This window comes from Mycobacterium sp. 2-64 (assembly GCF_035918375.1).
Classification (GTDB): domain Bacteria; phylum Actinomycetota; class Actinomycetes; order Mycobacteriales; family Mycobacteriaceae; genus Mycobacterium; species Mycobacterium intracellulare.
The window spans coordinates 1,799,230-1,823,906 of the sequence record NZ_CP142361.1 but is presented as its reverse complement, the minus strand read 5'-3'; the positions used below and the strand labels follow the sequence as shown (position 1 = coordinate 1,823,906).

General features: G+C 67.0%; 28 protein-coding genes and 4 tRNA genes. 17 read left to right on the top strand and 15 right to left on the bottom strand.

Going from position 1 to position 24,677, the window contains the following annotated elements; genetic code table 11:
• The first annotated feature begins 39 nt into the window (after positions 1-39).
• Genes QGN31_RS08970 through QGN31_RS08950 form a run of 5 tightly spaced genes read left to right on the top strand, consistent with a single transcriptional unit; the run spans position 40 to position 3,697 of the window.
• On the top strand, positions 40-1,386 hold the full coding sequence (locus QGN31_RS08970) for an aromatic-ring-hydroxylating dioxygenase subunit alpha (protein ID WP_014942525.1): 1,347 nt from the start codon (positions 40-42) through the stop codon (positions 1,384-1,386).
• Positions 1,383-1,913 carry a 3-phenylpropionate/cinnamic acid dioxygenase subunit beta gene (locus tag QGN31_RS08965; protein ID WP_009952632.1) on the top strand — a complete coding sequence of 177 codons (531 nt, stop codon included), beginning with the start codon at positions 1,383-1,385 and terminating at the stop codon, positions 1,911-1,913. The genes QGN31_RS08970 and QGN31_RS08965 overlap by 4 nt, the downstream gene beginning before the upstream one ends.
• On the top strand, positions 1,910-2,155 hold the full coding sequence (locus tag QGN31_RS08960; protein WP_008258372.1) for a hypothetical protein: 246 nt from the start codon (positions 1,910-1,912) through the stop codon (positions 2,153-2,155). Before QGN31_RS08965 ends, QGN31_RS08960 begins: the two co-directional genes overlap by 4 nt.
• Positions 2,139-2,957, top strand: coding sequence for a 3-(cis-5,6-dihydroxycyclohexa-1,3-dien-1-yl)propanoate dehydrogenase (gene hcaB / locus QGN31_RS08955; RefSeq protein ID WP_014380541.1), 819 nt, complete (start codon positions 2,139-2,141; stop codon positions 2,955-2,957). Before QGN31_RS08960 ends, hcaB begins: the two co-directional genes overlap by 17 nt.
• Complete coding sequence (locus QGN31_RS08950; RefSeq protein WP_009952636.1) at positions 2,954-3,697, top strand: class II aldolase/adducin family protein; 744 nt, start codon at positions 2,954-2,956, stop codon at positions 3,695-3,697. The genes hcaB and QGN31_RS08950 overlap by 4 nt, the downstream gene beginning before the upstream one ends.
• Here QGN31_RS08950 and QGN31_RS08945 read toward each other — a convergent pair whose 3' ends face one another.
• Positions 3,698-4,513 carry an IclR family transcriptional regulator gene (locus tag QGN31_RS08945; protein WP_014942527.1) on the bottom strand — a complete coding sequence of 272 codons (816 nt, stop codon included), beginning with the start codon at positions 4,511-4,513 and terminating at the stop codon, positions 3,698-3,700.
• 125 nt (positions 4,514-4,638) lie between these two features.
• Between QGN31_RS08945 and QGN31_RS08940 the strand changes: the two genes are divergently transcribed.
• Complete coding sequence (locus QGN31_RS08940; RefSeq protein WP_009952639.1) at positions 4,639-5,310, top strand: DedA family protein; 672 nt, start codon at positions 4,639-4,641, stop codon at positions 5,308-5,310.
• Here QGN31_RS08940 and QGN31_RS08935 read toward each other — a convergent pair whose 3' ends face one another.
• Positions 5,311-5,928, bottom strand: a complete 618-nt coding sequence (locus tag QGN31_RS08935) for a TetR/AcrR family transcriptional regulator (protein ID WP_029384141.1) — start codon at positions 5,926-5,928, stop codon at positions 5,311-5,313.
• Positions 5,929-6,081: 153 nt separating this feature from the next.
• Here QGN31_RS08935 and QGN31_RS08930 point away from each other — a divergent pair, with 153 nt between their 5' ends.
• Both QGN31_RS08930 and QGN31_RS08925 read left to right on the top strand, forming a co-directional pair.
• A complete protein-coding gene (locus QGN31_RS08930) occupies positions 6,082-6,519 on the top strand; it encodes an anti-sigma factor antagonist (protein ID WP_009952641.1) in 438 nt (145 codons plus the stop codon).
• 32 nt (positions 6,520-6,551) lie between these two features.
• A complete protein-coding gene (locus tag QGN31_RS08925) occupies positions 6,552-7,637 on the top strand; it encodes a glutamate--cysteine ligase (protein ID WP_014942528.1) in 1,086 nt (361 codons plus the stop codon).
• A 26-nt stretch (positions 7,638-7,663) separates the two neighbouring features.
• On the opposite strand, the gene QGN31_RS08920 is transcribed toward QGN31_RS08925, so the two are convergent.
• The 3 genes from QGN31_RS08920 to QGN31_RS08910 form a co-directional block, all read right to left on the bottom strand.
• Positions 7,664-8,434 (bottom strand): sulfite exporter TauE/SafE family protein, encoded by a 771-nt coding sequence (locus QGN31_RS08920; RefSeq protein WP_009952645.1) that lies wholly within the window; start codon positions 8,432-8,434, stop codon positions 7,664-7,666.
• 71 nt (positions 8,435-8,505) lie between these two features.
• Positions 8,506-9,447: a catalase family peroxidase gene (locus QGN31_RS08915; protein ID WP_014385334.1), complete on the bottom strand. Its 942-nt coding sequence runs from the start codon at positions 9,445-9,447 to the stop codon at positions 8,506-8,508.
• Between the two features lie 35 nt (positions 9,448-9,482).
• On the bottom strand, positions 9,483-10,274 hold the full coding sequence (locus QGN31_RS08910) for an SDR family NAD(P)-dependent oxidoreductase (RefSeq protein WP_014380549.1): 792 nt from the start codon (positions 10,272-10,274) through the stop codon (positions 9,483-9,485).
• Between the two features lie 195 nt (positions 10,275-10,469).
• On the opposite strand from QGN31_RS08910, the gene QGN31_RS08905 reads away from it, so the two are divergent.
• The 3 genes from QGN31_RS08905 (at position 10,470) to QGN31_RS08895 (ending at position 13,466) form a co-directional block, all read left to right on the top strand.
• Positions 10,470-11,054 (top strand): hypothetical protein, encoded by a 585-nt coding sequence (locus QGN31_RS08905; RefSeq protein WP_009952650.1) that lies wholly within the window; start codon positions 10,470-10,472, stop codon positions 11,052-11,054.
• A gap of 70 nt (positions 11,055-11,124) precedes the next feature.
• Complete coding sequence (locus tag QGN31_RS08900; protein WP_014942529.1) at positions 11,125-12,672, top strand: AMP-binding protein; 1,548 nt, start codon at positions 11,125-11,127, stop codon at positions 12,670-12,672.
• Positions 12,673-12,680: 8 nt separating this feature from the next.
• Positions 12,681-13,466 (top strand): MBL fold metallo-hydrolase, encoded by a 786-nt coding sequence (locus QGN31_RS08895; RefSeq protein ID WP_014942530.1) that lies wholly within the window; start codon positions 12,681-12,683, stop codon positions 13,464-13,466.
• Here the strand turns inward: QGN31_RS08895 and QGN31_RS08890 are convergent.
• The 3 genes from QGN31_RS08890 to QGN31_RS08880 form a co-directional block, all read right to left on the bottom strand.
• Positions 13,461-14,300: an enoyl-CoA hydratase/isomerase family protein gene (locus QGN31_RS08890; protein WP_009952039.1), complete on the bottom strand. Its 840-nt coding sequence runs from the start codon at positions 14,298-14,300 to the stop codon at positions 13,461-13,463. The genes QGN31_RS08895 and QGN31_RS08890 overlap by 6 nt on opposite strands.
• Positions 14,301-14,634: 334 nt before the next feature.
• The gene (locus QGN31_RS08885) at positions 14,635-15,081 is read right to left on the bottom strand and encodes a hypothetical protein (protein WP_014385339.1); all 447 of its coding nucleotides are present in this window, start codon (positions 15,079-15,081) and stop codon (positions 14,635-14,637) included.
• 214 nt (positions 15,082-15,295) lie between these two features.
• Positions 15,296-15,367: transfer RNA gene (locus QGN31_RS08880), tRNA-Val, on the bottom strand.
• Positions 15,368-15,549: 182 nt separating this feature from the next.
• Here QGN31_RS08880 and QGN31_RS08875 point away from each other — a divergent pair.
• The 4 genes from QGN31_RS08875 to QGN31_RS08860 all read left to right on the top strand — a co-directional run bounded on the left by QGN31_RS08875 (position 15,550) and on the right by QGN31_RS08860 (position 16,428).
• Positions 15,550-15,622: transfer RNA gene (locus QGN31_RS08875), tRNA-Gly, on the top strand.
• Positions 15,623-15,650: 28 nt separating this feature from the next.
• Positions 15,651-15,724 (top strand) — tRNA-Cys (locus QGN31_RS08870).
• A 16-nt stretch (positions 15,725-15,740) separates the two neighbouring features.
• Positions 15,741-15,815: transfer RNA gene (locus tag QGN31_RS08865), tRNA-Val, on the top strand.
• 250 nt (positions 15,816-16,065) lie between these two features.
• Positions 16,066-16,428: an excalibur calcium-binding domain-containing protein gene (locus tag QGN31_RS08860; RefSeq protein WP_014942531.1), complete on the top strand. Its 363-nt coding sequence runs from the start codon at positions 16,066-16,068 to the stop codon at positions 16,426-16,428.
• Positions 16,429-17,061: 633 nt separating this feature from the next.
• Here QGN31_RS08860 and QGN31_RS08855 read toward each other — a convergent pair.
• Positions 17,062-17,652 (bottom strand): hypothetical protein, encoded by a 591-nt coding sequence (locus QGN31_RS08855; protein ID WP_014942532.1) that lies wholly within the window; start codon positions 17,650-17,652, stop codon positions 17,062-17,064.
• 662 nt (positions 17,653-18,314) lie between these two features.
• Here QGN31_RS08855 and QGN31_RS08850 point away from each other — a divergent pair.
• On the top strand, positions 18,315-18,503 hold the full coding sequence (locus QGN31_RS08850; protein WP_083863013.1) for a hypothetical protein: 189 nt from the start codon (positions 18,315-18,317) through the stop codon (positions 18,501-18,503).
• A 536-nt stretch (positions 18,504-19,039) separates the two neighbouring features.
• Here the strand turns inward: QGN31_RS08850 and QGN31_RS08845 are convergent.
• The 5 genes from QGN31_RS08845 to istA form a co-directional block, all read right to left on the bottom strand.
• Positions 19,040-19,354, bottom strand: coding sequence for a hypothetical protein (locus tag QGN31_RS08845; RefSeq protein ID WP_233425283.1), 315 nt, complete (start codon positions 19,352-19,354; stop codon positions 19,040-19,042).
• A gap of 306 nt (positions 19,355-19,660) precedes the next feature.
• Positions 19,661-19,999: a DUF3024 domain-containing protein gene (locus QGN31_RS08840; RefSeq protein WP_014941576.1), complete on the bottom strand. Its 339-nt coding sequence runs from the start codon at positions 19,997-19,999 to the stop codon at positions 19,661-19,663.
• Between the two features lie 5 nt (positions 20,000-20,004).
• A complete protein-coding gene (locus tag QGN31_RS08835) occupies positions 20,005-20,583 on the bottom strand; it encodes a hypothetical protein (RefSeq protein WP_014941577.1) in 579 nt (192 codons plus the stop codon).
• Positions 20,584-20,622: 39 nt separating this feature from the next.
• Positions 20,623-21,426, bottom strand: a complete 804-nt coding sequence (gene istB / locus QGN31_RS08830) for an IS21-like element helper ATPase IstB (RefSeq protein ID WP_014941578.1) — start codon at positions 21,424-21,426, stop codon at positions 20,623-20,625.
• Positions 21,423-23,015: an IS21 family transposase gene (gene istA, locus QGN31_RS08825; protein WP_043955664.1), complete on the bottom strand. Its 1,593-nt coding sequence runs from the start codon at positions 23,013-23,015 to the stop codon at positions 21,423-21,425. Before istA ends, istB begins: the two co-directional genes overlap by 4 nt.
• A gap of 825 nt (positions 23,016-23,840) precedes the next feature.
• On the opposite strand from istA, the gene QGN31_RS08820 reads away from it, so the two are divergent.
• Complete coding sequence (locus tag QGN31_RS08820) at positions 23,841-24,128, top strand: hypothetical protein (protein ID WP_014942537.1); 288 nt, start codon at positions 23,841-23,843, stop codon at positions 24,126-24,128.
• 231 nt (positions 24,129-24,359) lie between these two features.
• Here QGN31_RS08820 and QGN31_RS08815 read toward each other — a convergent pair whose 3' ends face one another.
• The gene (locus tag QGN31_RS08815) at positions 24,360-24,653 is read right to left on the bottom strand and encodes a hypothetical protein (RefSeq protein ID WP_162137756.1); all 294 of its coding nucleotides are present in this window, start codon (positions 24,651-24,653) and stop codon (positions 24,360-24,362) included.
• Between the last annotated feature and the right edge of the window lie 24 nt (positions 24,654-24,677).

The following is a 24,677-nucleotide window of genomic DNA, read 5'->3' as shown; positions in this document are numbered from 1 at the left end:
CTTCTGAGCGGAGAGTATTTCTGTAGATCAGAGGGAGTCATGGCGCACCGGGACGGCGGATTGCTCGAAGTCTTCGAGAACGTGCGCCGCGGGATGATCCCCGCGCACATCTACAACGACAAGGAACTGTTCGCGCTGGAGAAGGAAAAGCTGTTCGGCCGGGCGTGGACGTTCGTGGGGCACGAGTCCGAAATCCCGCACGACGGCGACTACGTGGTGCGCCGGGTGCTCGACGACTCGTTCATCATCACCCGGGATTCCGCCGGCGAGGTGCGGGCCTTGTTCAATATGTGCCTGCATCGCGGGATGCAGGTCTGTCGCGCGGAGATGGGAAACGCCTCCAACTTCCGCTGCCCGTACCACGGCTGGACCTACCGCAACGACGGACGGCTCACCGGGCTGCCGTTCCACCGCGAGGCCTACGGCGGCGACGAGGGGTTCGCCAAGGACCAAACCCTGTTGCCCGCACCGAATTTCGCGAGCTACAACGGCCTGCTGTTCATCAGCCTGGATCCGAATGCCGAACCGCTGGAAGACTTCCTGGGCGACTTCAGGTTCTACCTGGACTACTACACCAAGCAGAGCGCCGGCGGCGTCGAGGTGCGGGGGCCGCAGCGCTGGCGGATCAAAGCGAACTGGAAGATCGGCGCGGAGAACTTCGCCGGCGACATGTACCACACCCCGCACACCCACGCGTCGATCGTCGAGATCGGCCTGTTCCGCGAGCCGAAAGCCCAGAAGCGCAAGGACGGCGCCACCTACTGGGCGCACCGCGGCGGGGGCACCACCTACAAACTGCCCCCCGGCAGCTTCGAGGAGCGGATGCGCTACGTCGGCTACCCCGCCGAGATGATCGGCCGCATCAAGGACGTGTGGACCCCGCAACAGCAGCGGGTCGTCGGCGAGGACGGCTTCATGATCTCCGCGGCGACCTGCTTTCCGAACCTGAGTTTCGTGCACAACTGGCCCAAGGTGCGCGATCGCGATGACGAGGTGCTGCCGTTCATCTCGATCCGGTTGTGGCAACCCATCAGCGAGAACGAGACCGAAGTGTGTTCGTGGTTCGCCGTGGACTCCGCCGCTCCCCCGCAGTACAAACAGGATTCGTACAAGGCGTATCTGATGTGCTTCGGGTCGACGGGCATGTTCGAACAGGACGATGTGGAGAACTGGGTGTCGCTGACCACCACCGCGGGCGGCTCGATGGCGCGACGGCTGCTGCTGAACAGCCGCATGGGCCTGCTCGCCGACGACCGACCCGTCGTCGAGCCGTTGGCGCCCAACGCGTTTCACGGTCCCGGACGCGCCCAGGTCGGGTACAACGAGCACAACCAGCGGGCGCTTTTGACCATGTGGGCCGACTACCTGCAGGGGGCCGGCGCGTGAGAAAGCCCCTGCCCTTCAGCGACACTCGACACCTCGAGGCGCACCAGTTCCTGGTGGACGAGGCGTACCTGCTCGACGCCCAACGGTATGAGGCGTGGCTGGACACGCTGACCGACGACGTCCGCTACACCATGCCGGTGCGGGTCACCGCCGCGCGCGGCGCCGGATTCGACGCGTCGCCCTTTCCCGAGCCCGGAATGGCCCATTTCGATGAGGACAAGTACTCCCTGACCCAGCGGGTCGCGCGGATGGGCACCGAGCACGTGTGGGCCGAGGACCCGCCGTCGCGGCTGCGGCACTTCATCACCAACGTGCGCACCTTCGAGTGCGACGATTCCGAGGACGTGGTCGTCGAATCGGCCGAGCTGCTGTTCCGCAGCCGCGGGGACGTCAACGAGGCCGCCCTGCTGTCCTGCGGGCGCGAGGACCTCCTGCGCCGGTGTGGCGATCGCTTCAAGCTGGCGCGGCGCACCATCCTCGCCGACGAGTCGGTGCTACGGATGCAGAACCTGGCGGTGTTCCTATGAGCGACGAACCCATCACGATCGCCAACGAATTCACCGAGGTCGTGGTGCGCCGGATCGACACCCGCAACGGGTCGCGCCTGCTGATCAGCGCCCCCAGGTCCGGGGAGTCGATCACGCTGGACGCGCTCGAGGTCGAGGCCTTGACCTGGCAGAACCCCCGTACTCTGGCTGCCATGGTCGGCAATTCCCACGCGCCGCTGCTGCCCGACGATCCCGAGGAGCGCGATGACGGGCTGGCTTGAGGGCAAGCGCGCACTGGTCGTCGGCGCGGGTTCGGGAATCGGGCGCGCCATCCTCGACGCGTTTCGCGCCGAGGGCGCGAAAGTCGCCGCGCTGGAACGCGTTCCAGAGAAGTGCGCCGCGCTGCGCGCGCAGCTGCCCGACGCACCGGTGACCGAGGGCGACGCGACCGCCTACGACGCCAACGAACGGGCCGTCACCGCCGCGGTGGACGCCTTCGGTGGGCTGGACACGCTGGTCAACTGTGTCGGAATCTTCGACTTCTACAGGGGCATCGGCGACATCGACCCGCCCGACCTACCCGGCGCGTTCGACGAGATGTTTCGCACCAACGTGCTCAGCCATATGCAGTCGGTCAAGGCGGCGATCCCGGCGCTGCGGCACGCGGAAGGGGCCTCGATCGTGCTGACCGAGTCCGCCTCGTCGTTCTACCCGGGACGCGGCGGCGCGCTCTACGTCGCCTCGAAATTCGCGGTGCGCGGCCTGGTTTCGGCGCTGGCCCACGAGTTGGCGCCGGGGATCCGGGTCAACGGGGTGGCGCCCGGCGGCACGCTGAACACCGATCTGCGTGGCCTCGCCAGCCTGGGGCTGGGCGACACCCGGCTCGACGACAGACCCGGCCGGGCCCGCGAGGTGGCGGACCGCACTCCCCTGCACGTCGCGCTCACCGGCGAAGACCACGCGTTCAGTTATGTGTTCCTGGCGTCCGACCGCTCCCGCGGGATCACCGGCGAAACCGTGCGTCCCGATGGCGGATTCGGCCTCGGCGCAACGAAACCCGACCCGAAAGGGACCGAACCATGACCGACCGGCTGGAGCGGCAGCGAACCCTGGTCGCGCAGGGGTGCCGCGTCGCGGCTGCCCGCGGCCTGGTCGACGGCATCCTCGGCCACCTGAGCCAGCGGGTCGACGACGAGCGCCTGCTGGTGCGCTGCCGCAGCGACGCCGACGACGGGGTGGCGTTCACCCGGCCCAGCGACATCCGGCTGGTCCGATTCGACGGCAGCCCCGGCGCCCCAGGCGAACTCGACGGGTACCGGGTGCCCAACGAACTGCCCATCCACGTCGAGACCATGCTCGCCGACCCGCGCCACACGGCCGTCGCGCACCTGCACCCGCCGGCGGTGGTCGCCGCCGATTTGGCCGGCATCACGATCCGGCCCATCTACGGCGCCTACGACATTCCCGGCGCCTGGCTGGCGCGCGGCGGTGTCCCCGTCTACGAACGCGCCGTGCTGATCCGGGATTCGCGGCTGGGCAAGGAGATGGTGGCGGCCATGCGCGGTGCGCCCGTGGTGATCTGCCGCGGACACGGAATCACCAGCGCCGCGGCCACGGTGCCGCAGGCGGTGCTGCAGGCGATCAGCCTCGACGCGCTGGCCCGCATGGCGTTGCGAGTGCGCGCCGCCGGCGGCACGCTGCGCGACATCGACGACGCGGACTGGGAGGATTTGCCGGATCTGGGGCCCGCGCTCACCGCCGAGGCGGCCTGGCGCCACGAAGTGGCGCGGCTCCCGTCGGGGCCCGCGTCGTCGCCGGCCTAGCTAGCCGAGCTGATCGCCAATCTCCTTGGCGGCGTTGACAAGTGCGGCGGCCACCGCCGGGTACCGGGAGGGGTCCAGCCGGTGTTGCGGCGCGGCGGCGTTGAGCGCGAGCCGCAGGCCGGGCGCCCGGGCCGGGATGGGCACGGCGACCGAGGCGACGCCCTCCTCGCTCTCCTCCCGGTTGGTGGCGTAGCCGCGTTCGCGGATGCCCGACAGCTCGGCTTCCAGCTCGGCGCGGCTGGCGATCGAATGCGAGGTGATGCGCTCGAGCCGCTCGCGCGGCAGCAGCGCACGCAATTCCGGTGGCGACAACTGGGCCAGCATCACCTTGCCCGTCGAGGTGCAGTGCGCGGGCATCGTGCGGCCCAGCCGGGACGCCACCCGCACCGCGGCCGGCCCCTCGACGGCGGCCACGAAGCGGACGCTGGCGCCGTCCAGCATTCCGACGTGCACGGTCTCGCGCAGCTGTTCGCTGAGGCCGCGAAGGACGGGTGCGGCCGACCGCGCGATGTCGACGCGGCCGAAGATCGCGAACGCCACCCCGGTCAATGACGGGCCGGGCAGGTACGCCTTGGACACCGGGTCTTGCCGGACGAACCCGCGGTAGGCCAGCATCGCCAGCAACCGGTGCGCGGTCGACGACGCCACGCCCAGATAGCGGGTCGCCTCGCTCAACCGGATCTGGGGTTGTTCGCCGAGCAGCAACAACAGCCTGAGCGCATTGTCGACCGACTCGATCGGATACTGCGGCGCAAGCGAATCGGCGGGCGCCGCCGCGGCGACATCCCGTGCGGCGCGCTCGCGCTTGGGTGGCATGGCTCAACGGTAACCAGTGGGCGCCGGACGCAGGAGGGTTTCGTCCCGTGGGTCTGGGCGCCCCAAGCGAATTGAAACGCGCACCTTGGGGCGCGGATCGTGGGGCGGTCAGGCATCCTTGACGCATGAATGTGGAGCCCTTGCTGCACTCGATCCCGCCGCTCGCGGTCTACGTGGTGGTCGGCGGTGTGGTCGGGATCGAGAGCCTGGGCATCCCGCTGCCGGGCGAGATCGTGTTGGTGACCGCGGCCCTGATGTCGTCGCATCACGACCTGGCCGTCAATCCGATCGGGGTCGGCGCCGCCGCGGTGATCGGCGCGGTGATCGGAGATTCGATCGGGTACGCGATCGGGCGCCGCTTCGGCATGCCGCTCTTCGACCGGCTCGGCCGGCGATTCCCCAAGCATTTCGGTCCCGGACACGTCGCGCTCGCCGAGAAGCTGTTCAACCGGTGGGGCGCGCGGGCCGTCTTCCTGGGCCGGTTCATCGCGCTGTTGCGGATTCTGGCCGGGCCGCTGGCGGGTGCGTTGAAGATGCACTATCCGCGGTTCCTGGCGGCCAACGTCTCGGGCGCCATCTGCTGGGCGGGCGGCACGACCGCGCTGGTGTACTTCGCCGGCATCGCGGCCGAACGCTGGCTGGAGCGGTTCTCCTGGATCGGGCTGGTGGTCGCCGTGGTGGCCGGTCTCACCGCGGCAATCCTGTTGCGCGAGCGCACATCACGGGCGATTGCGGAATTGGAGGCCGAGCATCACAGCAAGACCGCGGAGGCCGCCACGCAAGCCGACGCGGTCTGACTAAACGGCCTCGCCGGTGTCCGCCACCAGCGGCGGCCGGTGTTCGTCGATCAGGGCGCGGGCCATCCGGCGGGCGCGTTTCGCCGCGTCGAGGTCCCCGACGGCGGCGAGGATGATGGCGCCCTTCATCAGGATGTGCCACGACGACGCGAAGTCTTCGATGTCGGTCAACCCCGCTGCGATCGCGCGGCCGCGCACGATGTCGCGGACGTGGTCGATGTGGGTGATGCAGGCCTGTCCGGCCGGATGGTCCGCCCCGACTTCGAGCAGCACGTTGATGAACGAGCAGCCCTCGTATCCGTCGCGGAGCTGGAACCAGTCGTGCATGACATCGAAGATCGCCAGCAACTGTTCCTCGGGGGTGGTACCGCGCTGCCGCGACTGCTCCTCGATCAAACCGTGCGTCCAAAGCTGCTCGCGGCGCTGCAGCACGGCCAGCACCAGGTCGGTCTTGGTGGCGAAATGGCGGTACAGCGTCGCCCTGGCGACACCGGCCCGCGCGATCACCTCGTCGGTGCCCACGGCGCGGATGCCGCGGCGGCTGAACAGCTCATATGCCGCGGTCAGCACGCGCTCACGCGCCGACGCGGCAGGCGTCCCGACATCGGAGGTTGTCATACGGGCCTTACCGTACTCTTAGCCCCGGACCCGTAGACAGACCGCCCTGTCTCGTTATACAAATGAGATTCGCATCCGCGAACAGTCGGTCTTCAGACACTAGGACGGGCATCCTCGCGGCGTCTCGGACGCCGGTCGATCAGGGGGTCCATCATGAACTCAGCCATTGCGGAACAATTGCCCACCACTCACCTCATGCTGAGCACCAAGCTGGTGTACGAGCTGGGCGATCCGCACAGCACGCTACGGGCGACGGCCGATCGTTGCGGGCCGGCGGTGCTGATCTACGCGGGGGGCGAGATCGACGCGTGCAACGAGCACACCTGGCGCCACCTGGTCAGCGAGGCGGCCGGCGTCGTCACCGCGCCCGGCCCGTTCGTCGTCGACGTCACCGGGCTCGAGTTCATGGGCTGCTGCGCGTTCGCGGTGCTCGCCGACGAGGCGAAGCGCTGCCAGAAACGCGGCATCGATCTGCGGCTGGTGAGCTGCGAGCCGATCGTCGCCCGCATCATCGACGCGTGCGGGCTCGGCGGCGTGCTGCCCATCTACCCCACCGTCGACTCCGCGTTGTCCGCGGCCGCGCGCTGGTAACCACACGGCACTGCTCGGCCGTAATCGGCTGAATGAGCGGCCATCCCACCGTCGGCGCGGAGGAAGAGTTTCTCCTCGTCGACCCGCGAACCGGTGAACCGTCCCCGCGCAACGCCGACGTGGCGGCCGAGGCCGAGCGGCGCGGCGTCGCGCTGCAGCTGGAACTGAGCAGCTGCCAGGTGGAAACCACTTCCGACGTGGCGGCGAGCGCCGCCGAGCTCGGTGCGGAACTGCGCCGGCTGCGGCGCACCGCGGCGCAGGCCGCGCAGGCGGTCGGCGTCCAGCTGCTGGCCTGCGGGCTTCCGCCGGCCACCCCGCACGCGTTCCCGGTCACCGAGACCCCGCGCTACCGCCGGATCGGCGACGAGTTCGGGATGATCGCCCACGAGCAGGGCATCTGCGGATGCCACGTGCACGTGCAGGTGCCCGACCGCGCCGCGGCCATCCATGTCAGCAACTGGCTGCGGCCGTGGCTGCCGTCATTGCTTGCGCTGTCGGCCAATTCGCGGGTGTACCGCAACGCCGACAGCGGCTACGCGAGCTGGCGCAGCGTGCTGTGGCGGCGCTGGCCCGCCGCGGGAGCGCCGCCGTTTTTCGCCTCGCCCGGCGAATACGACGACGCGGTACGCATGCTGGTCGACACCGGGGTGATCCTCGACAAGGACATGATCTATTGGGACGTGCGCCCTTCGGCGGAGTTCCCGACGGTGGAGGTCCGCGTGGCCGACGTGCCCGCCACGGTCGACGAGACCGTGCTGCTGGCCACGTTGATCAGGGCCGCCGTGATGACGGCGCTCGACTCACCCGACGACGCCCGTCGCCTGCCGCCCGGCGCGCTGCGCGCGGCGTATTGGAAGGCCGCGCACGACGGGTTGTCCGGGCACACACTCGATTTGATCCACGGCCGCGGGGCGGTGCCGGCGCGTGAGCAACTGGGAGCGCTCGTGCAACGGGTCCGCCCGGCGCTCGAGTCGCTGGGGGAATACGGGCACGTCGTCCACGAACTCGACCGCGTCGCGACGCGGGGCAACGGGGCGATGCGGCAGCTGCGGGCGTGGCGCCAGCGCGGCGAGGTGGCGGATGTCATCGCCGAAGCCGCCGCGGCCACGCTGAGTTGAGCCTCGTTGCCGCACAACCATTCTCGTCAGGCCACCGCGAGCAGCCGATACAGCCCGATCAGGCCGACGACCACGATGATGGCGCGCAGCGCGTTGCCCGATAGCCGGCGCCCGTAACGCGCCCCGAGCAGGCCACCGACCAGCGAGCCCGCCGCGATCAGCCCCGCGGCCGGCCAGCTGATCCGGTCGAACGCCGCGGCCGTATAGGCAACGGCGGCAACCACATTCACCACCAGGGCCAGGAGGTTTTTGGCGGCGTTCATGCGTTGCACCGACTCCGGCAGCAACGCCCCCATCAGCCCGACCAGCAAAATGCCCTGGGCGGCGGTGAAATAGCCGCCGTAGACGCCGACGGCGAAGGTGCCCAGCACCAGCGTCGCCATCCGCCCCGGCGGGACGTGCTCGGGTGAGCGGCCCGCCTGCGCGGCGCGCCGGGCGGTCCACGCCTGGATCCGCGGCCCGATCACCACCAGCGCCAGCGCCAGCACCAGCAGCACCGGCACGATCTCGGCGAACACCTTCTCGGGCAGATGCAACAGCAGATAGGCGCCCAGCGTCGCGCCGGCCAGCGAGGCCGGCAGCTGCCAGCGCAACCGATCCCACTGACCGCGCAACTCGGCTCGGTAGCCCCAGGTGGCCGACACGCTGCCGGCAACCAGGCCCGTCGCATTCGACATGGTGGCCGTCACGGGCGGAAAGCCGAGCGCAACCAGCGTTGGGAAGGTGATCAGGGTGCCGGAGCCGACCAGCGCGTTGATCGCCCCGGCCGCCAGTCCGGCCAGGCATATGAGGAACATCTGAAATGGCGACACCGAAGAAAAACCTTAGCCTGCCGCCGATTTCGTCCCGAGGGCGACCACTACTCCGCTCAGGCGGGCGGGGCTTCGGCACCGCGCTCGACCCCGGTGCGCAGCTTGACCGACGCCGAATACGCCAGCGTCCGGAAATGCAGGACCGGATCGTCGGAGGGCTCGATGCCGTCGGTCACCCGCATCGGGTCGAACACCACGATGTCGCCGCCGTGTTCGCGCTCGGTGTCCAGACCGGTGATCTGCAGGGAGCCGACGGTGACGATCTGGGTGCTCTGCCAGGCCGACGACGGGTCCACCGTGGAGTCGGTGGGCCCGGCGATCTGCACCCGGAAGTCGAACCGCACCGGTCCACCGTCCAGCCGCGTCGCCAGCTCGTCGGTGAGGAAGTCCGGATCCTTGCCGTGGGCGTCCGACACCGACAGGTACTCCTCGGCCGCGATCGGAACCAGGTGGTAGCGAACGAATCTGGCGCTGCTGTCGGCGGCGATCCAGCGGAAGGCGTGCAGGCCGTGGTATTCGGTGGTGGCGTAGCTGGCCGGGATCCGGTTGGCCTCCCGCAGGATGGGCAACCTGCCGAGTAGCCCCGGGTGGGTGAGCAGGTGCTTGCCCATGCGCAGCGGCGTCGTCAGGCCGGGCCGCATCGCCTTGAGCAGATCAATGAAGCCGTCCGGCGTGCTGGAGACGAAGAGCCGGGCGGTCTGCGTGGAGACGTCGGTGGTGGAGCCGTCGGGCAGGGTGAACTTCACCGCCATCCCACGCACGCCGGGCCGGCCGTCGCGCTGCTTGGGGTTGCCCGATCCGTTGGAGAACCGGATCAGCGCCGGGACCGGCGAGCCGTCGAGATGGCTTGCGCGCGAGAGCATTACCGCGTCACGGGCTGCGGTGAACGTGCCCCGGTACAGGGTGCCCTTCGCATGCAGCGCGCGGCAGCCCGGCCGAGCGCCGCCGGCGCCCCGGATCGCCTCGATCGCTTGGTCAGGGGTTAATCCACCGCTCATGGACGAATCTTAGTGGCATTTGAATCGCAGTGGTATCAGCTGGGAAAGCCGAAGAGTTCGACGACACCGTGGTCGCGACCGGCCGTGTAGCCGCCGTCGACCGCGAGGGCCTGACCGCTGACGAAGGAGGCGTCGGGCGACAGCAGGAAGGCGGCCATGGCCGCGATCTCCTCGGGCTGGCCCAGCCGTTGCAGCGCGTGCTCCTTGGTGATGGAGGCGAGCGGGCCCTCCATCCCGGGAATGCTGAACACGCTGTGCGCCATCGGTGTTTCGATGAAGCCGGGACAGATGACGTTCGCCCGGATGCCGCTCGGCCCGTAGTCGAGGGCGATGTTCTTGGTGAGCAGCACGACGCCGCCCTTGGCCGCGTTGTAGGAGCTGCCGCCGGCGGTGCCCTCCAGGCCCTCGACGCTGGCGACGGTCACGATCGAGCCCCGCTCACCCTCGGCGCGGGGTTGGTCGATCATCCTGGCCAGGGCCGCCTTGGCGACCAGGAAGGTGCCGGTGAGGTTGATCCCGATCACGCGGTCCCATTCGGCGCGGTCGAGCAGGTGCACCGGGCCTCCCCCGGCGACACCGGCGGCGTGGAAGAGGCCGTCGAGGCGGCCCGGCACCGCGTCCAGGACCGCCGCGATCGCGGCCTCGTCGGTCACGTCGGCGGGCACGAAGGTGAACCGCGGGCCCAGATCATCGGGCGGTGCCGCCAGGTCGGCGCCGACGACGGTGCCGCCCTCGGCCAATAACCGTCGCGCGGTGGCCAGCCCGATTCCGGAGGCGGCGCCGGTCACGACGAAGGTGCGGGAGCGGGCGCGATCGGGGTTCACCATGTCGGATCCTCCTCGGGGCGGGTCGGGCGGCCCCGTCATGGTGACACATCGGCCCGGGATCAGTTCGCGGATACCGGATTTGCGATAGCCGCGCTGGATCGACTCATAGCGAGCCCATCTTGGACATCGGCCCCGGCGCCGGAGGACGATAGGACCGCGCTCGAATCCGCGCCGCCCAGAGAGTGAGGAACAACGATGTCATCGACTCAGCCGCAGGCGCCCTCCCCGCGTGCAACCGGCCGGCGGGCGCTGAGAGCGGTCGCCGCCGCGGCGGTCGTCCTCGCCGGCCCCCACGCATCCGTCGGGATAGCGCTGGCCTCCGACGAGGCGATCGCCATCGCGCAGGGCGTATCGGTCACCCCCGCGCCCGGCTGGACGCTGGGAAACCGCGGCCCGAACTGGGTGGCGCTGAACAACGCCGACACCAGCGCGCAGATGCGGATCACCGTCAAACACGCCGGCGGCACCGACGCCGCGGCGGTTCTGCAAGCCGACATCGACCAGTACGTGAGCGGCGCATCGGCCATCTTGACCGGTGTGAATCGATTGACGGCTCCCGACGTCACGCCGCTGCAGGGGCCCAACTTTCAGCAGCAAGCGTCCCTCAACTACACGGCCGGCGTGGTGAACCCGCAGGGCACAATTCCGGTGATCGGCACGTTCACCGAGCTGCTGAACACGTCGAACGGGCGCTCGGCATTCATCGACTTCCGCCAAGGCAGCGGCGCGACCACCCAAGCCGCGGGCGACGGCGGAATGATGGTCGGCTCCATGGAATGACGCCCCGCCGTCGGGCACGGCACAGCGATCCCGTATTACCGAGTGGAACACATCGAACGCGGAGGGGTTCATGCCACAAACCGACACGGCGGAGACGCTCGCCGGGATCGTCGAACGACACGCCCTGCAGCGGCCCGAGGCGATCGCGATCCGCTACGGCGAGCGCCAGTGGTCGTGGGCCGACTGGAGCTCGCGGATCCGTCGCGCCGCGGGGGTGCTGCGCGACGCCGGGATCGAGCGGGGCCAGTGCGTGGCGTTCCTGGACAAGAACCATCCCGCCTGCCTCGAGGTGCTGATCGCCGGCGCCTCCATCGGCGTGGTCACCACCGTCGTCAACTGGCGGGTGATCGGCGACGAGCTCGTCCACGTGCTCGCCGACAGCGGGGCCCGCGTGCTGCTGGCCGGCGCCGAGCTGCGCGCCGCCGCCGAGGCGGCCGCCGAGCGGGTACCCGGCCTGGAACGCATCATCGAGGTCGGCGAGGAGTACGAATCGTTGCTCGCCGCGGCGTCACCGGCCGAGGCCGACGCGGGGCTCGACCCGAACGAGACCGCGCTGGTGATCTACAGCTCGGGCACCACCGGACGGCCCAAGGGCGTGCTGCTCAGCCAGCGCGCGCTGGTCAATCACGCGGCGAACCTCGCGCCGGCGTTCCCGTTCGCCGACGGGGACGCGAACCTGGTCGCCATGCCGCTGTTCCATGTGGGCGGGATCGGCTACGCGCTGTTCGGGATCCGTTCGGGCGCACCGACTTTCCTGACCCGCGAACCCGATGCCGCGACGCTGATCGGCGCGGTGCGCGCCGGCGCCACCCACGCGTTCTTCGTGCCGCCGGTGATCGCCCGGTTCCTGCAGGCGGGTGAGGCGGCGACCGCCGCCATCGCCGGCCTGCGCTACATCGTCTACGGCGCGGCGCCGATGCCGCTGCCGTTGCTGCATCGGGCGCTGGCGACGTGGCCGGACACGAAATTCGTGCAGGTGTACGGGCAGACCGAGCTGTGCGGCGCGGTGACGGCCCTGTCCGACGCCGACCACCGCGATTCGGCGCGACCCGAATTGCAACTCTCGGCCGGAAAGGCGGTGCTGGGCTGCGAGATTCGCATCGTCGACCCCGAGACGGGCGCCTCGTTTCCGCCCGGACAGTCCGGTGAGGTGTGGGTGCGCAGCAACCAGAACATGACCGGGTACCTCAACCGCCCGGAGGCGACCGCCGAGACGATCACCGCCGACGACTGGGTGCGCACCGGCGACGTCGGGCGCCTCGACGCCGACGAGTACGTCTACATCGAGGACCGGCTGAAGGACATGATCATCACCGGCGGTGAGAACGTGTACGGCCCCGAGGTGGAAAGCGTGCTCATCGAGCATCCCGCCGTGGCCGATGCCGCGGTGATCGGGGTGCCCGACGACTTCTGGGGAGAGTCGGTCAAGGCGATCGTGGTGGCCGACGGCGAGGCCGATCCCGCCGGCATCATCGAATTCTGTCGCCAGCATCTGGCGGGCTTCAAATGCCCACGCACCGTGGATTTCGTGTCGGAGCTCCCCCGCAACGCGAGCGGGAAGATCCTCAAAACGCAGCTGCGGGAACCGTTTTGGCGAGACCGGTCCCGCGGAATATGAGCGGCCGTGTGGACGCGCGGCGGCGTGACTGCGCGATCAGTGTGCTGGGCGGCCCGACGACGGTGATCGACATCGCGGGCCGCAGGATCGTGATGGACCCGACCTTCGACCCGCCCGGGGTGTACGCCTACCTGACCAAGCTGACCGGTCCCGCGGTGAGCGCCGAAGCCCTGGGCCCGGTGGATGCGGTGTTGGTCAGCCACGACCAGCATCCCGACAACTTCGACGACGACGGCCGGCGCATGGCGCTGGCCGCGCCGCTGCTGCTCACCCATCCCGGGGCGGCCGGCCGGCTGGGCCCGCCCGCGGTCGGGTTGGCGCCCTGGGAATCCCATGAGCTTGGCGGTGGGACCGGATCGCTTACCGCGCAAGCGGTTCCGGCCGTGCACGGCCCCGCCGACGGGCAACGGGACGACGGCGGCCACATCAACTGCGAGGTGACCGGCTTTGTGCTGTCGGGGCCCGGGTTGCCGACGGTGTACCTCAGCGGCGACAACGCCTCGATGAGCGCGGTCAAGGACGTCGCCGACCGGGTCGGGCAGGTCGACATCGCGGTGCTGTTCGCCGGCGCGGCGAGCGTGCCCACCAAGGAGCGCGGGCGGCCGTTGACGCTGACCGCGGCGCGCGCGGCGGCCGCCGCCGAGGTGCTCGGCGCCAAGGCGGTGATCCCAGCCCACGTCGACGGCTGGGCCCACTTCAGCGAGGGCGTCGACGAATTCGTCGCCGCGTTCGATCAGGCCGGCATCAGCAGCCTGCTCAAGGTTGCGCCCCACGGGGACTGGATCGAGTTATAGGCGTCCCTCGACGCGCAGTTCCGGATGCACCCAGTCGGGCGAGCGGCGTTCCTTGAACGAGCGGAAGCCCTCGATGGCCTCGGCGTCGGACAGGCTGGAGGTCATGCCGATCCGGTCATACAGGCCCAGGTAACTGTCGATGCTGGACTTGATGACGCCGCGGGCGCGCGGCGCGGTCCGACAGCATTGCGCGAGTAGGTCTTTCGCCGCGTCCAGCAGGCCCTCGTGCGGCACCACCCGGCTGACCAGGCCCCAGTCGAGGGCTTCGACCGCGGTCAGCACTCGTCCGGTGAACATGAGGTCGCGGGTGCGCACCGGGCCGATGACGCGGGTGAGCATCTGGCTGTAGTAGGTGTCTGCGTAGCCGCGGAACAACTCGGGCACCCGGAAGGTCGCCCGATCGCTCACCACCGACAGGTCGCTGCACAGCGCGATCTGGAATCCGCCGCCCTGGCACAGCCCGTTGACCGCGGACACGATGGGCTTGGCCGAGGTGCGCACCGCGTCGAACGGCGTCACGTCCATGCCCAGTGCCGAGCCGAACGTGATCCAGTTGTCCTCGCCTCCCCCGCCACCCATGTCGCCGCCGGGCGCGAAGACATCGCCGGTTCCGGTGAGCACCAGCCCGGCCAGGTCCGGGTCCTCGTTGAGACGTCCGACGGCATAACGGATTCCGAAGTACATCGCGGGGCTCAGGGCGTTGCGCGCGTCGGGGCGGTCGATGGTGCACACCGCGATCGGTCCCTGGCGCTCGAAGCGCAGATAGGGCGTGCCCAGCCAGTCTCCCTCGGGAGGGCGGGGGGTGTTCGGCGGAGTCGAAGGGTTCTGCGCCACGGGGCTCCTCTCGGGTCGGCGCCGCTACTGTAGCTCTTACAGTATCCGCGGGGCCGGGCGCCACCCCGAATGCGGTTTCAGGGCCGGCCGCGGCTCTCGGTGCCCACCAGAAGCAAACCCGGGGCTTTGGCGGGATTTTTCAGGGCTTGGCCAACCCGTGGGCGGCTGGACCGTTGATGCTCGAGCGGATCTCGAGCCGTGTCTCCCATGATCCCTTCCTCTGTTGCTGTGAGTCGTCCTCTACAGCTGTACCCGTCGCGCGGGCGGGTAGTAGTCGCTCGGACCGGAAGCGCTATTCGTTGATGGATGCCGGCTTTTCGCGAAGCCGCTCGCGTTATCGCAGGATGTGCGCGAGCTTTCGCCATCGCCGATGCCGGTGGCGAAACATGAGCCGGACGAAGGCGCGGGTCAGTACGCCATTCAGGCCGTCGTCGGTTTCGATCTCGTCGGTGTAGCGGCAGCTGCGCTCGTCGATGGGTTCAAACGTCAGGCGGTGGTTCCACGTGCGGACCGGTCCCCCGTGCTCGTTGGTGTAGATCTCGGTCGGCTCCAGGCGCTTGATGGTGAGGTGGTGGGTCCAGGCGGGGATCACGCCGAACCACCAGAACCGCGCCGATCCCTGGGTGCCGACCTCGATGCGCTCGGGGACGTCGAGGCGGTAGATCCGCAGCACGGGGCTCAGCACATGGCGCATCAGCTCGGGCTTGCGCGCCAGGGCGGCCGCGGTCTCGGCGGGGATCGGCAGCTCGGTAGTTAGGGTTACCTTACTCACGCGGTTCATGGTGGCCCAGCGGGCGCATTCCGGCAAGGGCAGCGTGGCCTCGGGGCTTCTGGCGGCGACTTCGTCTCGCCGAGCGGTTAACCCGACGCGGCGCACCAAGCGGGCCGCTATCAGGACCAGGAAACATCGTTGGGGTCAGGACGCTATCCCGCGAGAAGGCGAGGAAGCGCAGGTGGATCAGGGGGCCAACTGCTCAGTGACCTGGGTCGATGTGTGGTCCCGGCTGGGATCGAACCAGCGACCTTCCGCGTGTGAAGCGGACGCTCTCCCACTGAGCCACGGGACCGGCGCCGAGATGGCGAACGACGTCGAAGACTAGCACGTGCAGACCCCGACGATACCGGCCGCATCGGCATGCCGGGCGCGACGCGATAGCCTAGACACGGCTCGTACCAAGAAATTTGTATGTGCCCGCTCACGTGGACTATCGTCGTGCTTCGCACCGGGCGACGATCTCGTCCGAGGCGCGCGGATGTAGCGCAGTTGGTAGCGCATCACCTTGCCAAGGTGAGGGTCGCGGGTTCGAATCCCGTCATCCGCTCGAAGGTGCAAGTGGCGTGGACCCCAACGGTGGAGTGGCCGAGTGGTGAGGCAACGGCCTGCAAAGCCGTGCACACGGGTTCGATTCCCGTCTCCACCTCCAAGCTTTGGTTTCCCCGGCGCGATTAGCTCAGCGGGAGAGCGCTTCCCTGACACGGAAGAGGTCACTGGTTCAATCCCAGTATCGCGCACCAATATTCATGCAGGTGAGACACCTTATCTAGATAGACGTACCAGTGGTCATGCAATAGTCATGCAATACGGATCTCTTCGGGTACCTCATTAACTCGGGAGACATCATGTGTAGACCCGCGTTCTACTGGGACGCGAAGAACGTGGCGGCGCTGATGCGCTGCAGCGGTATCCGCGACCGGTTGCTGGCCCTGCCCAGGCCGCCGCACCCGAAATTCGCGAACTCGCTGCGGCGCTCGGCGCGGCGAAGAGATGATGCAGGGCGTGTTCAACACGCATCCAACGCGGCTCAGCGAGACAACGCGCGACAAGCTCGCCAAGGTGATCGCGACCATACTGATCGCGATCATTGTCGTCTGCGTAATCGTCGTCGTGTGGACGCTGATCCAAGATTGTGCGATCGGTTCCCGACCTGGCCCACGGAGCACCCCGGCCTCCACTGCGGCCACCATGCCGAACCGACCGTCGGTGTACTACCGGAACTGCGCTGAGGCCCATGCCGCTGGCCGCTGGGACATTCCCGAAGGCGACCCCGCCTACCGCCCCGGCCTGGACAAAGACCACAACGGAATCGCATGCGAATCTCGCAAGTCCTCTCGACTGGCGGGTCGATAACCGTACCTAGTTGGTAGGTAACGCGTTTCGGATAATCGAGTCGGATTAATATGGTAGTCAACATATTTCGCGCTTTTCACACCCGGCGGGGCAGCGCACCCTTGACTGGATGACCGAGCCTGAGCAACCTACCTACGCGGATCTCTGACGAGACGCGATCAACGAGACGTACACGGATGTACGGGATGACTACCCCATCTACTCGGACGCCGTGCAAGACGGAGAGGATGACGACGCCGCCGTACTGCGCATCCTCACCAAGGCGGCAGACTGCCTGCGCGGCGGTGCTACCCACTCCATTTAATGGAACAGAGCTAGACGTCGTTAGGCATTCATGCCCGCCCACGAGGTACACCAGTCGGGCGCTCGGGCCTGGGGTGGGCCAGAACTTTACGGCGAAGAGGACCGAGGCCAAGGCGCGGCTGGCCCTCATGCAGGAACAACTGCGCATCGCCGCGGCGATGCGTCAAGAGGCGTGCGAGAGCCGAGTGGAGATACCCGAGGAAATTCGGGAGATGATTGTTGATACACGCCGGATGCTGCGCGACGCTGGATTTTTAGAAGAGATGATTAACGAGACTCCCCGGCCTGGAACTGCTGTGACACAGCGGGTTTCACGCACCGGCCGCCCCGCTATGACTCATCATCCCATTGAGCACTGGGCCAGTTCTTCGTGATACCAGTGACTACAAACTTGTCAGTATTCTCCATGCTCACCGTGAAGGTCGATCCGTCTGTCGCCTGGTAGACAAGCTTGGCGTGTTCGCCCTGGACGTCCGTGATGAGCGGCCTCAAGTCATCCCTGGTCACTCCGAATGCCTGCTCGATTGCTCCCAGCGCCAAAGGGTTTGCGTTTTCCATCAGGAAATGTTCTCGGTCGGGTGGTGACCCGCCGGTCCACGAAAACCGATTCGACAGCTTTTTCAAAAGGTCATAGATGCCGCTGTTCGCAAGAGCCATGGGCAGTCCCACCATAAAGGCGATGCCGTATGCAGCCGCGCCACCCCCGGGGTATGGAGTTTCCAGCTCTGTAATGACCGGCTCGGCATCCGACCGGGCACTCTCGGCCAGCGAGTTCACTAGGCCCTCAAGTTCTTGGCGGAAAGCTGCCGTGTCGCGTCGAACAATGTTTGTGAAGACAAAGGCGATCTCGACAAGTTCACCTTCCGGCGAGGCAACCGAAATCGAGACCCGAGCTGATCTGGGTAGGTCGTCTTGGTCCATGGTCGTAGCCTCCCACCGAGTCAAATAGTCTTGCCGTATATCCGCCCCGTTCGGCATGTCGAGAAGTGGTTGATTGGCTGCCCGGTCCCTGCCGCATTTCAGCGGGGAGGTGGGGTAGTTGGCTATCGTTTGTCGCGAGGACCGGGGGCGGTAGTCCCGTCCCCGGCTCTCACCTATGCGACGCTGATCATGGTGTAGCGGACGAGAATCTTCTCTCACACCACCTATTTTATTGCGTTACAACAAGGTTGGGCACTACGGGTAACCGTGGCGTCAGTCGTGGCCTTGAGAATCCCTGTACAGCAACGGCTCTCAGTTCCCTTTGCCTAGCTCCCGCCGACGTGCATGGTGTGTGCCATTCAACAGATTAGGCGCGGCAGAAGTAGTCGCGCGGGAATCAACCGGACCATGGTCCGATTCGAGCCTGTAAACGTTCGACTTCGAACGCCCGCAGGAAAGTGCCTCAAATGAGACAGCTCGACCAGATGAGCAGCCAATCCCGACCGCTGGTCGGGTTCTGCAGCTCGCTGGGTACAGGTCTCTCCTGCTGCGTATATGTGGACGTGCATCTGGGATTTGGCTAGCGGGAAATACACGGCGGCGTCGGTAACCTGCCCTAGCGTTCTACGTGTACTTGCGTTAGCCGAGCTAGGAGCACGTCGATGTCATCTGAGCACTGGGAAGAAAGCGACGTCTGCGAGATTTGTGGTGGTCCCGTCGCCGTCCTCATGAAGCGGGACTACGCGCACGGAGGGATTCCCGTCCGATCCATCGTCCAGCGGGTCCTCTGCCTCAACGGCTGCCTGGGTCAGGTGATGTCCCCCGAACGCGTGATGAATCGGGGAGCATAGCGAGCCATTGCATATCGGCCATTTCTGGCAGATACCCTGCGGCAGCCAGTATCAACAGCTCCCGGCCGGCCTGGGCGCTATCAGGTACAGAGTTGCGTCGGCGGGTTCGGGACGCAAAGGGGGACGAGGTTGGCACCACAGGCCGGGGACGTGGAGACAGCCACGGCGAGGATTAAGGCAACGGCAAGTTTCCTGGTCATTGGAACACGCAGTTCGGCATCGTGCCGGGAGTGCAGATGGGCGCGAAACACCCCGACGTGGTGAACGGGATGAAGGCGAGGATCAACGCGAGGGCGATTCGCTTGGTCATAGTCCCGGCTCACATGTAGATGCAGCCAAAACTGGTTTGGGTGCAACTAGGTATGCACCCCGACATCATTGGGGCGCTCCAGGCGATCATCAGGGCGACGGCGATCCGCTTGGTCATGGGTCGCTACTATACAGGTGTTTGATAGTTTCAATAGGCGAGCTAGGTTAATGTCGATTCCGCTTGGCCTGGCTACCGCCACTAGACAACCCGGTCGACGCTGTGCATCTCACTTGAGCCCTTCGATGCAGCCTTTCATGAAGTCGTCCTTATTAAAGTCTTTGGGCGGCGGATTGAACATGAACTGGGTTCTGTAATCGAGTTGACAGGCATTCTCTGGGTCCATCCCCATCCTGTCGTAGTAGTTACGAGCGGTCCCATGGCGGGCGGATTCTTGACCCATTTTGTACCAGCGGTCGTCGTGGAAAATACGGGTCAGGGAACCCGAAACTACGACGCCAATCACAAGCAGTGAAGCAATTGCGACCACTACTGAGATCAGTTTGCTTTTGGTGATCGCGCCACGACTGGCCGAAGGCTGCATCGGACCGTAGGGCCATGCGGTTGGTGGGTTCTGCCGGAACTGCGGATACTGCTGCTGCGGCCGGTATGCCGGTGGCTGCGGAATTGGTTGCCCGATGAACGATGTTGCCCGCGCTGCGGCATCTGGCGGCGGCGGTCTACCGGGACGGCGATGCTCGGTCCAACGCCGGCCGTCCCACCAGCGCTCGGTACCTGCATGTTCGGGGTCGTTGTACCAGTCAGCCGGTGGGTCAGGTGGGTGGCAATGTCAACTTGAACTGGCCCCGGTGTGACGGCCGGATTTGGCCCCGGCCCAGGGTTCGGGTGGTTAGCCCCAGAAGATGCCGGTGGGGTCTTTGTCGATTTCGGTGAGCAGGTCGGCGATGCGGGCTGAGGGGTCGAGCAGGTCGTAGCGGTGGAATCGTTGGTGGCGGTCACGCCAGTAGAGGGTCCAGGTTTTGTTGGTAGCGGTGTAGCGCAGTCGGGCGATCGGGAAGCTGATCCAGTCCGGGCCGAAGTCGTCACGCCAAGGCGGGCGATGCTCGGTGATGGTCAGATACCTGGACGCTACCTCGCATTCCAGGCGTACTTCGTGGCGCGCGTCGTCGGGAACCCTTGCCGCGCACCAGCGTTGCACGCGTGCGACGTCAAGTTCGGGCAGTGCCATTCTGATTACCAGCGGGGTTGGCCGGCGGCGGTGGTGAGGTGGTCGTAGGCGTTGTCGAGTTGTCGTTGGCGGCGGCGGTTGGGTTCGTGGTTGGCTTCGGCGGCCAGGGAATCTATCAGTTCGTTGAGTTCGGTGTCGGTGACCGTGAGGTGCAATTCGTTGCCGTGGGCGTGGATGGCGAAAACTGCTCTGTGGCAGTCATGGTCGAGGAACGGCAGGGTCCGCAGGATTGCCGCGGTGTCGGCATCGACGAGGACATTCTGGACGGGTTCGGCCGCGCTCAACTGCTGGCGACGCAGGTCGTAGATCGAGGTGGCCCAGTTGCTGATGGTGCCGTCGTCATCGCAGTGGCTGCAGCACCAGTTGATGGGGTGATCGGGTTGGGTCCAGCTCACGACGATGCGGCCGGGGCAGGCACGGTGGGCTGGCCGGCGCCGGCACGGCAGGGCGGTTTCCCATCGGGTGTGAGCGTCGCCGGCCGAGGCTGCGGCGACAATCGCGCTTAGGTGTTCGGCGAGCTTGCGGGCCGGGCCCGGGGTGTCGGGTCCCACGTCGAGGAAGTGGTGCAGATCGGCGACCAACATGACCTGGTCACTGTAGCCGCCGCAGGGTGTAGGCGCGGGTCAGCTGCGGGTGGACTCAGTGGCTGTGCTGGTGCGTCTTTTGCGGGCATGGGCCAGCCGGTAGGAGGTGGTTCCGGTTTCGATGATCTGTCCGGCGAAGGTCAACCGGTCGACGATCGCCGCGCACAACCGCGGGTCGGTGAATGTCTTGGTCCAGGCCGAGAACGGTTCGTTGGAGGCGATCGCCACGGCAGAGCGTTCTTCGCGTTCGGTGAGCACCTGGAACAACAGTTCGGCGCCGCGGCGATCCAATTGCAGATAGCCCAGCTCATCGATCAGCAGCAGATCGACCCGCCCGTAGCGGGTGATCAGTTTGCTCAGCTGGGCGTCGTCGGCGGCTTCGACGAGTTCGTTGACCAGCTTGCTGGCCAGGGTGTAGCGGACCCGGTAGCCGGATTCGGCGGCCAGGGTCCCCAGGCCGATCAGCAGGTGGCTCTTGCCGGTCCCGGAGTCCCCGATCAAGCACAGCGGTTCACCGGCCTTGACCCAGCCGCAGGTGCGCAAGGTTCCAATGACAGCCGGGTTGATCGCCGGGTTGGCCTCAAAGTTGAACTCCTCGAGCCGTTTTGGTCGGGGAAATCCCGCGTCGTGCACGCGGCGTGCGGCGCGGCGCCGATCCCGGTCGTCACACTCGGCGATCACCAACTCCGACAAGAACCCCAGATAGGACTGCTGCTCGCGTTCGGCGGCCGCGGCGATCTCGGCGAAGCGGTCACGGATCGTGGGCAGCCGCAACATTCGGCAGCCCTGCTCGATGGCCGAGACCGCGGCTTGCTCGGTGACATTGCGTCGCGCAATACTCATGACGTTTCCCGGCCCAGCAAGGTGTCGTACTGGTCGACCGAGGGCAGCGCACGCGCATCGAGCAGACGGCGCTCGGCTAGCACCAGGACCTGCCCACCGTGAGCGGGCCCGCCCGCGGGGTCGGTGTCGCTGCCGCGACGGCGTCGTTCGGCGGCTTTGCGTGCTTCCAACGCGACCACATCGGCATTGGTGGCATCCACCGACAGTGCGGCGGCGATCCCGGCGAGCACATCGGCGTGGTCGAGACGGCGATGCAGCAGCAACACCTCCACCAGCGCCCGGGTACCGGCCGCATCGCCGTGAGCCCGCCGCGCTGCCGCCCACCAGGCGTCGTGCTCGGCGGTGAACACCTTGGCCGCCCGGGCTTGCAGCAAGGCGGTGGCCCCAGGCAGAGCGCCGGGTTTGCGGGCCAGGATCTCCAGGTAGTGATCCAATTCCAGCACCTTGGTGCCCTTGCCGACCGCCCGCGGATGCCGTGCGACCACGCTGGTGCGGTCATAGACGGTGACGTGGGAGGCCGACAGTTTGACCCGGAGCCGATGGCCGATGAACCGGGCCGGCACCGAGTACTGATTGCAGCGCACCATGATCTGGGCGTAGCGGTCCACCCGCGGGGTCAACGTCAACGCCGTATCGAACGGTTCACCGGGGATCGGCTGCAACGCCAGCTTCTCGGTCTGCCAGTCCTGCCCAACAGTGTTGGCGCGGTTGGCGATCCGACGCCGATCATCAGCATCATCAGCCGCAGCCAGCATCTCGTTGAGCTCGTCGATCGACTCGACCTTCGGCATCGGCACGCAATGGGTGCGGCGAAACCGCCCGCCTTCGCCTTCCACGCCGCCCTTCTCGTGACTGCCGTCGTGACCGGGCTGGCAGTACCAGGCTTCGAAACCGTAGTGCGAACGAAACGCGATCCAGCGTTCGTTCTCCTGACGAGAACGCCCAAACAGCACCTGCTTGACCGCGCTGTTGAGGTTGTCGTAGCGGATCTTGTCGACCGGTACGCCGCCGAGCCGGTCGAATCCGTACACGTGACCTTCCAGGAAGGCCTCCTGGCCCTGGGTCGCGAACGCCCGATGGGCCGCCCGCCCCGAGAACGACAACCGCATTGTGAACAGCGCGGTCTTGGTCTTCACCCCGGCCAGCACCACCCACAGATCATGGAAGTCGACCTCGGCTTCAGCGCCGGGCCGATACGTCTGCGGCACGAACCCCGCCTCCAACGCCCGGCCCGCTTCCGCGGCGATCTGCGGGCGCCGCTTGCGGACATGATCACGCACCGTCGAATACGACAACCCGGTCGCATCGTATTCATCGACCAGACGCGCCAAAACCCTTCGGGCGGTGTGACGTTGCTTCTTCGGGGCGTCCAGATCCGAGCGCAGCATCTCATCAATAGCGGCCTTGAACGGCTCAAGCCGCGGTGCCACCCGCGCCGGAACTTTGCGTGCCGGCGGCACCGCCGAGGCCAACGCCTGACGCACCGTGCGCCGGTGCACCCGATGCTTATCGGCCAGCGCCCGGATCGACAACCCCTCAAGCCGATGATCCCGGCGGATCGCCGCGAACTGCTCCACCTTCGACCTCACCCTCCAGACCCTCACCTTCATCACCACGCGATCCAGGCCATCCGGAACGCACGCGATCACCGTCAGGTGGGGCCAATCCACGTCGTCATAACCAACGCGGCGTGTCGTGAAGACGGAGCCAAATCAGACCGTCAAAACAGCACACCCGCGACCACACAGGTGGAGCCACTTCAAACCGTCCACCCGGGGCCAAGTCAGGCTGTCACAGCCAGGTGGGTTCACGGCTCCATGAAAACCCATGCAACGAACGCGGCGCTGCCATATGGAGGACTTGGCCGGCGAATCGCTTCCTGAAGTTTGGGCATACTTCACGTTGTCAACGTCCAAGCACCGACGGTCCAACACGTCTTCGCCTGGATGTACGGGGGGTATCGCTGCTAGGAGGTAATAAGTTCCGGTGTGCGAGCAGCAGGGCCTTACCGAGATTGAGCGCGACATCCTTCGCAGCCTGATACGTCATGGGAACGATGAATGCGGGAGCGTCCAGGGGATCAACCTTGAGTCCATTACGGGGCCGCGTTCTTCGTTGTCGTCCAGCGATACCTCGAAGGATTCGGCAATGACTGCGGCGTAATCCGCGCCGTTAATGGTGTTATGCGATGGTGGTGCTTTCTAAGGGGTAGCGCATAATACGGGCTTTCGCAGGGCTGGCGCTACGCGTATGTCTCCCCTGCGCCCCCCGACCTGGCATCCCGCAACTCTATCGATCCACCTGCCACACAATGGGTCAAATCTGTAGCGCGTCAGCCTCCCGCTGTGTGGACCTCTCGATAGCCGGTGTCGCCTCCGGGGCGCCCCTCAGCGCGACGCAATACTCTGGCGAGCATGAGTGATCCGGATGCCGAAGCGGTCGAGCGCTGGCTAGACGAGCTCGACCCGGACGACCCGACAGTCCGGATCTACGACGTTGAAGCGCTTTCCCATGCGGCCAGGCAGCTCGAACACGCAGTGTCCGATGCCCTCGCTCGAGGCGTCCCAGCCCGGATCATCCGCATGACAACGGACCTCCTCGAGGACCGACTCAGCGTGCTGCTGCGCACTGGCGAGACGATCCCCGCGGCTGAGCTGCGGGACAAGCTGGGCCTACGCGACGACGACGGGGATATCGGCTGATTCGGCGCCGGTTGGCTTCCAGGGCCCACCCGATGAGGGCTACGGCGCAGGTGATGAGCTGGTCAAGTAGGGCCACCCGCGCACTAGGTTTGGTGGCGTAGATGCGGCCGGCCAGGGCGAGCAGCTCGAGCGCCGGATCAGGGTCGCGGTCCTAGTTGCGTGTGCCGGGGCCGGGACTTGCGGTTGCAGTGTGGGCGGCTCAGCTTCCGACTGACTCCGGCCCCACTGCATTCACCGGCCGGGGGCGGGCATGGGCATGTTCGGCATCGGCGACATGCTCGGCCTGTTCTCCATCGGCATTTTCATGCCTTTCATCATGGAGGCACAGCAATCCTTCGACTGGGCAGCCGGCGGGTCCGCTTTCATCATGGAGCAGCAGTCCGACTTAGCGAAGAGGAGATAGACGACGGCGATGATGACAACGATGCCGACGGCGATGCCGACGATGGCGAGGATTCGGTACAACCAGCGAGTCCACGTCGGCCCGGTCGGAGTACGTGATGTGGTGGAAGCGGTGTCGGTCATCACTCCTAACCTTTCATGCGGGAT

Coding starts and splice junctions, on each gene's coding strand:
- QGN31_RS08845 (WP_233425283.1), bottom strand. CDS start 19,354: ATGCAGCCTTCGGCCAGTCGTGGCGCGATCACCAAAAGCAAACTGATC.
- QGN31_RS08900 (WP_014942529.1), top strand. CDS start 11,125: ATGCCACAAACCGACACGGCGGAGACGCTCGCCGGGATCGTCGAACGA.
- QGN31_RS08930 (WP_009952641.1), top strand. CDS start 6,082: ATGAACTCAGCCATTGCGGAACAATTGCCCACCACTCACCTCATGCTG.
- QGN31_RS08905 (WP_009952650.1), top strand. CDS start 10,470: ATGTCATCGACTCAGCCGCAGGCGCCCTCCCCGCGTGCAACCGGCCGG.
- QGN31_RS08885 (WP_014385339.1), bottom strand. CDS start 15,081: ATGAACCGCGTGAGTAAGGTAACCCTAACTACCGAGCTGCCGATCCCC.
- QGN31_RS08855 (WP_014942532.1), bottom strand. CDS start 17,652: ATGGACCAAGACGACCTACCCAGATCAGCTCGGGTCTCGATTTCGGTT.
- QGN31_RS08820 (WP_014942537.1), top strand. CDS start 23,841: ATGAGTGATCCGGATGCCGAAGCGGTCGAGCGCTGGCTAGACGAGCTC.
- istB (WP_014941578.1), bottom strand. CDS start 21,426: ATGAGTATTGCGCGACGCAATGTCACCGAGCAAGCCGCGGTCTCGGCC.
- QGN31_RS08815 (WP_162137756.1), bottom strand. CDS start 24,653: ATGACCGACACCGCTTCCACCACATCACGTACTCCGACCGGGCCGACG.
- QGN31_RS08940 (WP_009952639.1), top strand. CDS start 4,639: ATGAATGTGGAGCCCTTGCTGCACTCGATCCCGCCGCTCGCGGTCTAC.
- QGN31_RS08915 (WP_014385334.1), bottom strand. CDS start 9,447: ATGAGCGGTGGATTAACCCCTGACCAAGCGATCGAGGCGATCCGGGGC.
- QGN31_RS08950 (WP_009952636.1), top strand. CDS start 2,954: ATGACCGACCGGCTGGAGCGGCAGCGAACCCTGGTCGCGCAGGGGTGC.
- QGN31_RS08970 (WP_014942525.1), top strand. CDS start 40: ATGGCGCACCGGGACGGCGGATTGCTCGAAGTCTTCGAGAACGTGCGC.
- QGN31_RS08945 (WP_014942527.1), bottom strand. CDS start 4,513: ATGCCACCCAAGCGCGAGCGCGCCGCACGGGATGTCGCCGCGGCGGCG.
- hcaB (WP_014380541.1), top strand. CDS start 2,139: ATGACGGGCTGGCTTGAGGGCAAGCGCGCACTGGTCGTCGGCGCGGGT.
- QGN31_RS08910 (WP_014380549.1), bottom strand. CDS start 10,274: ATGGTGAACCCCGATCGCGCCCGCTCCCGCACCTTCGTCGTGACCGGC.
- QGN31_RS08850 (WP_083863013.1), top strand. CDS start 18,315: ATGTCATCTGAGCACTGGGAAGAAAGCGACGTCTGCGAGATTTGTGGT.
- QGN31_RS08860 (WP_014942531.1), top strand. CDS start 16,066: ATGATGCAGGGCGTGTTCAACACGCATCCAACGCGGCTCAGCGAGACA.
- QGN31_RS08840 (WP_014941576.1), bottom strand. CDS start 19,999: ATGGCACTGCCCGAACTTGACGTCGCACGCGTGCAACGCTGGTGCGCG.
- QGN31_RS08925 (WP_014942528.1), top strand. CDS start 6,552: ATGAGCGGCCATCCCACCGTCGGCGCGGAGGAAGAGTTTCTCCTCGTC.
- QGN31_RS08960 (WP_008258372.1), top strand. CDS start 1,910: ATGAGCGACGAACCCATCACGATCGCCAACGAATTCACCGAGGTCGTG.
- QGN31_RS08920 (WP_009952645.1), bottom strand. CDS start 8,434: ATGTTCCTCATATGCCTGGCCGGACTGGCGGCCGGGGCGATCAACGCG.
- QGN31_RS08835 (WP_014941577.1), bottom strand. CDS start 20,583: ATGTTGGTCGCCGATCTGCACCACTTCCTCGACGTGGGACCCGACACC.
- QGN31_RS08935 (WP_029384141.1), bottom strand. CDS start 5,928: ATGACAACCTCCGATGTCGGGACGCCTGCCGCGTCGGCGCGTGAGCGC.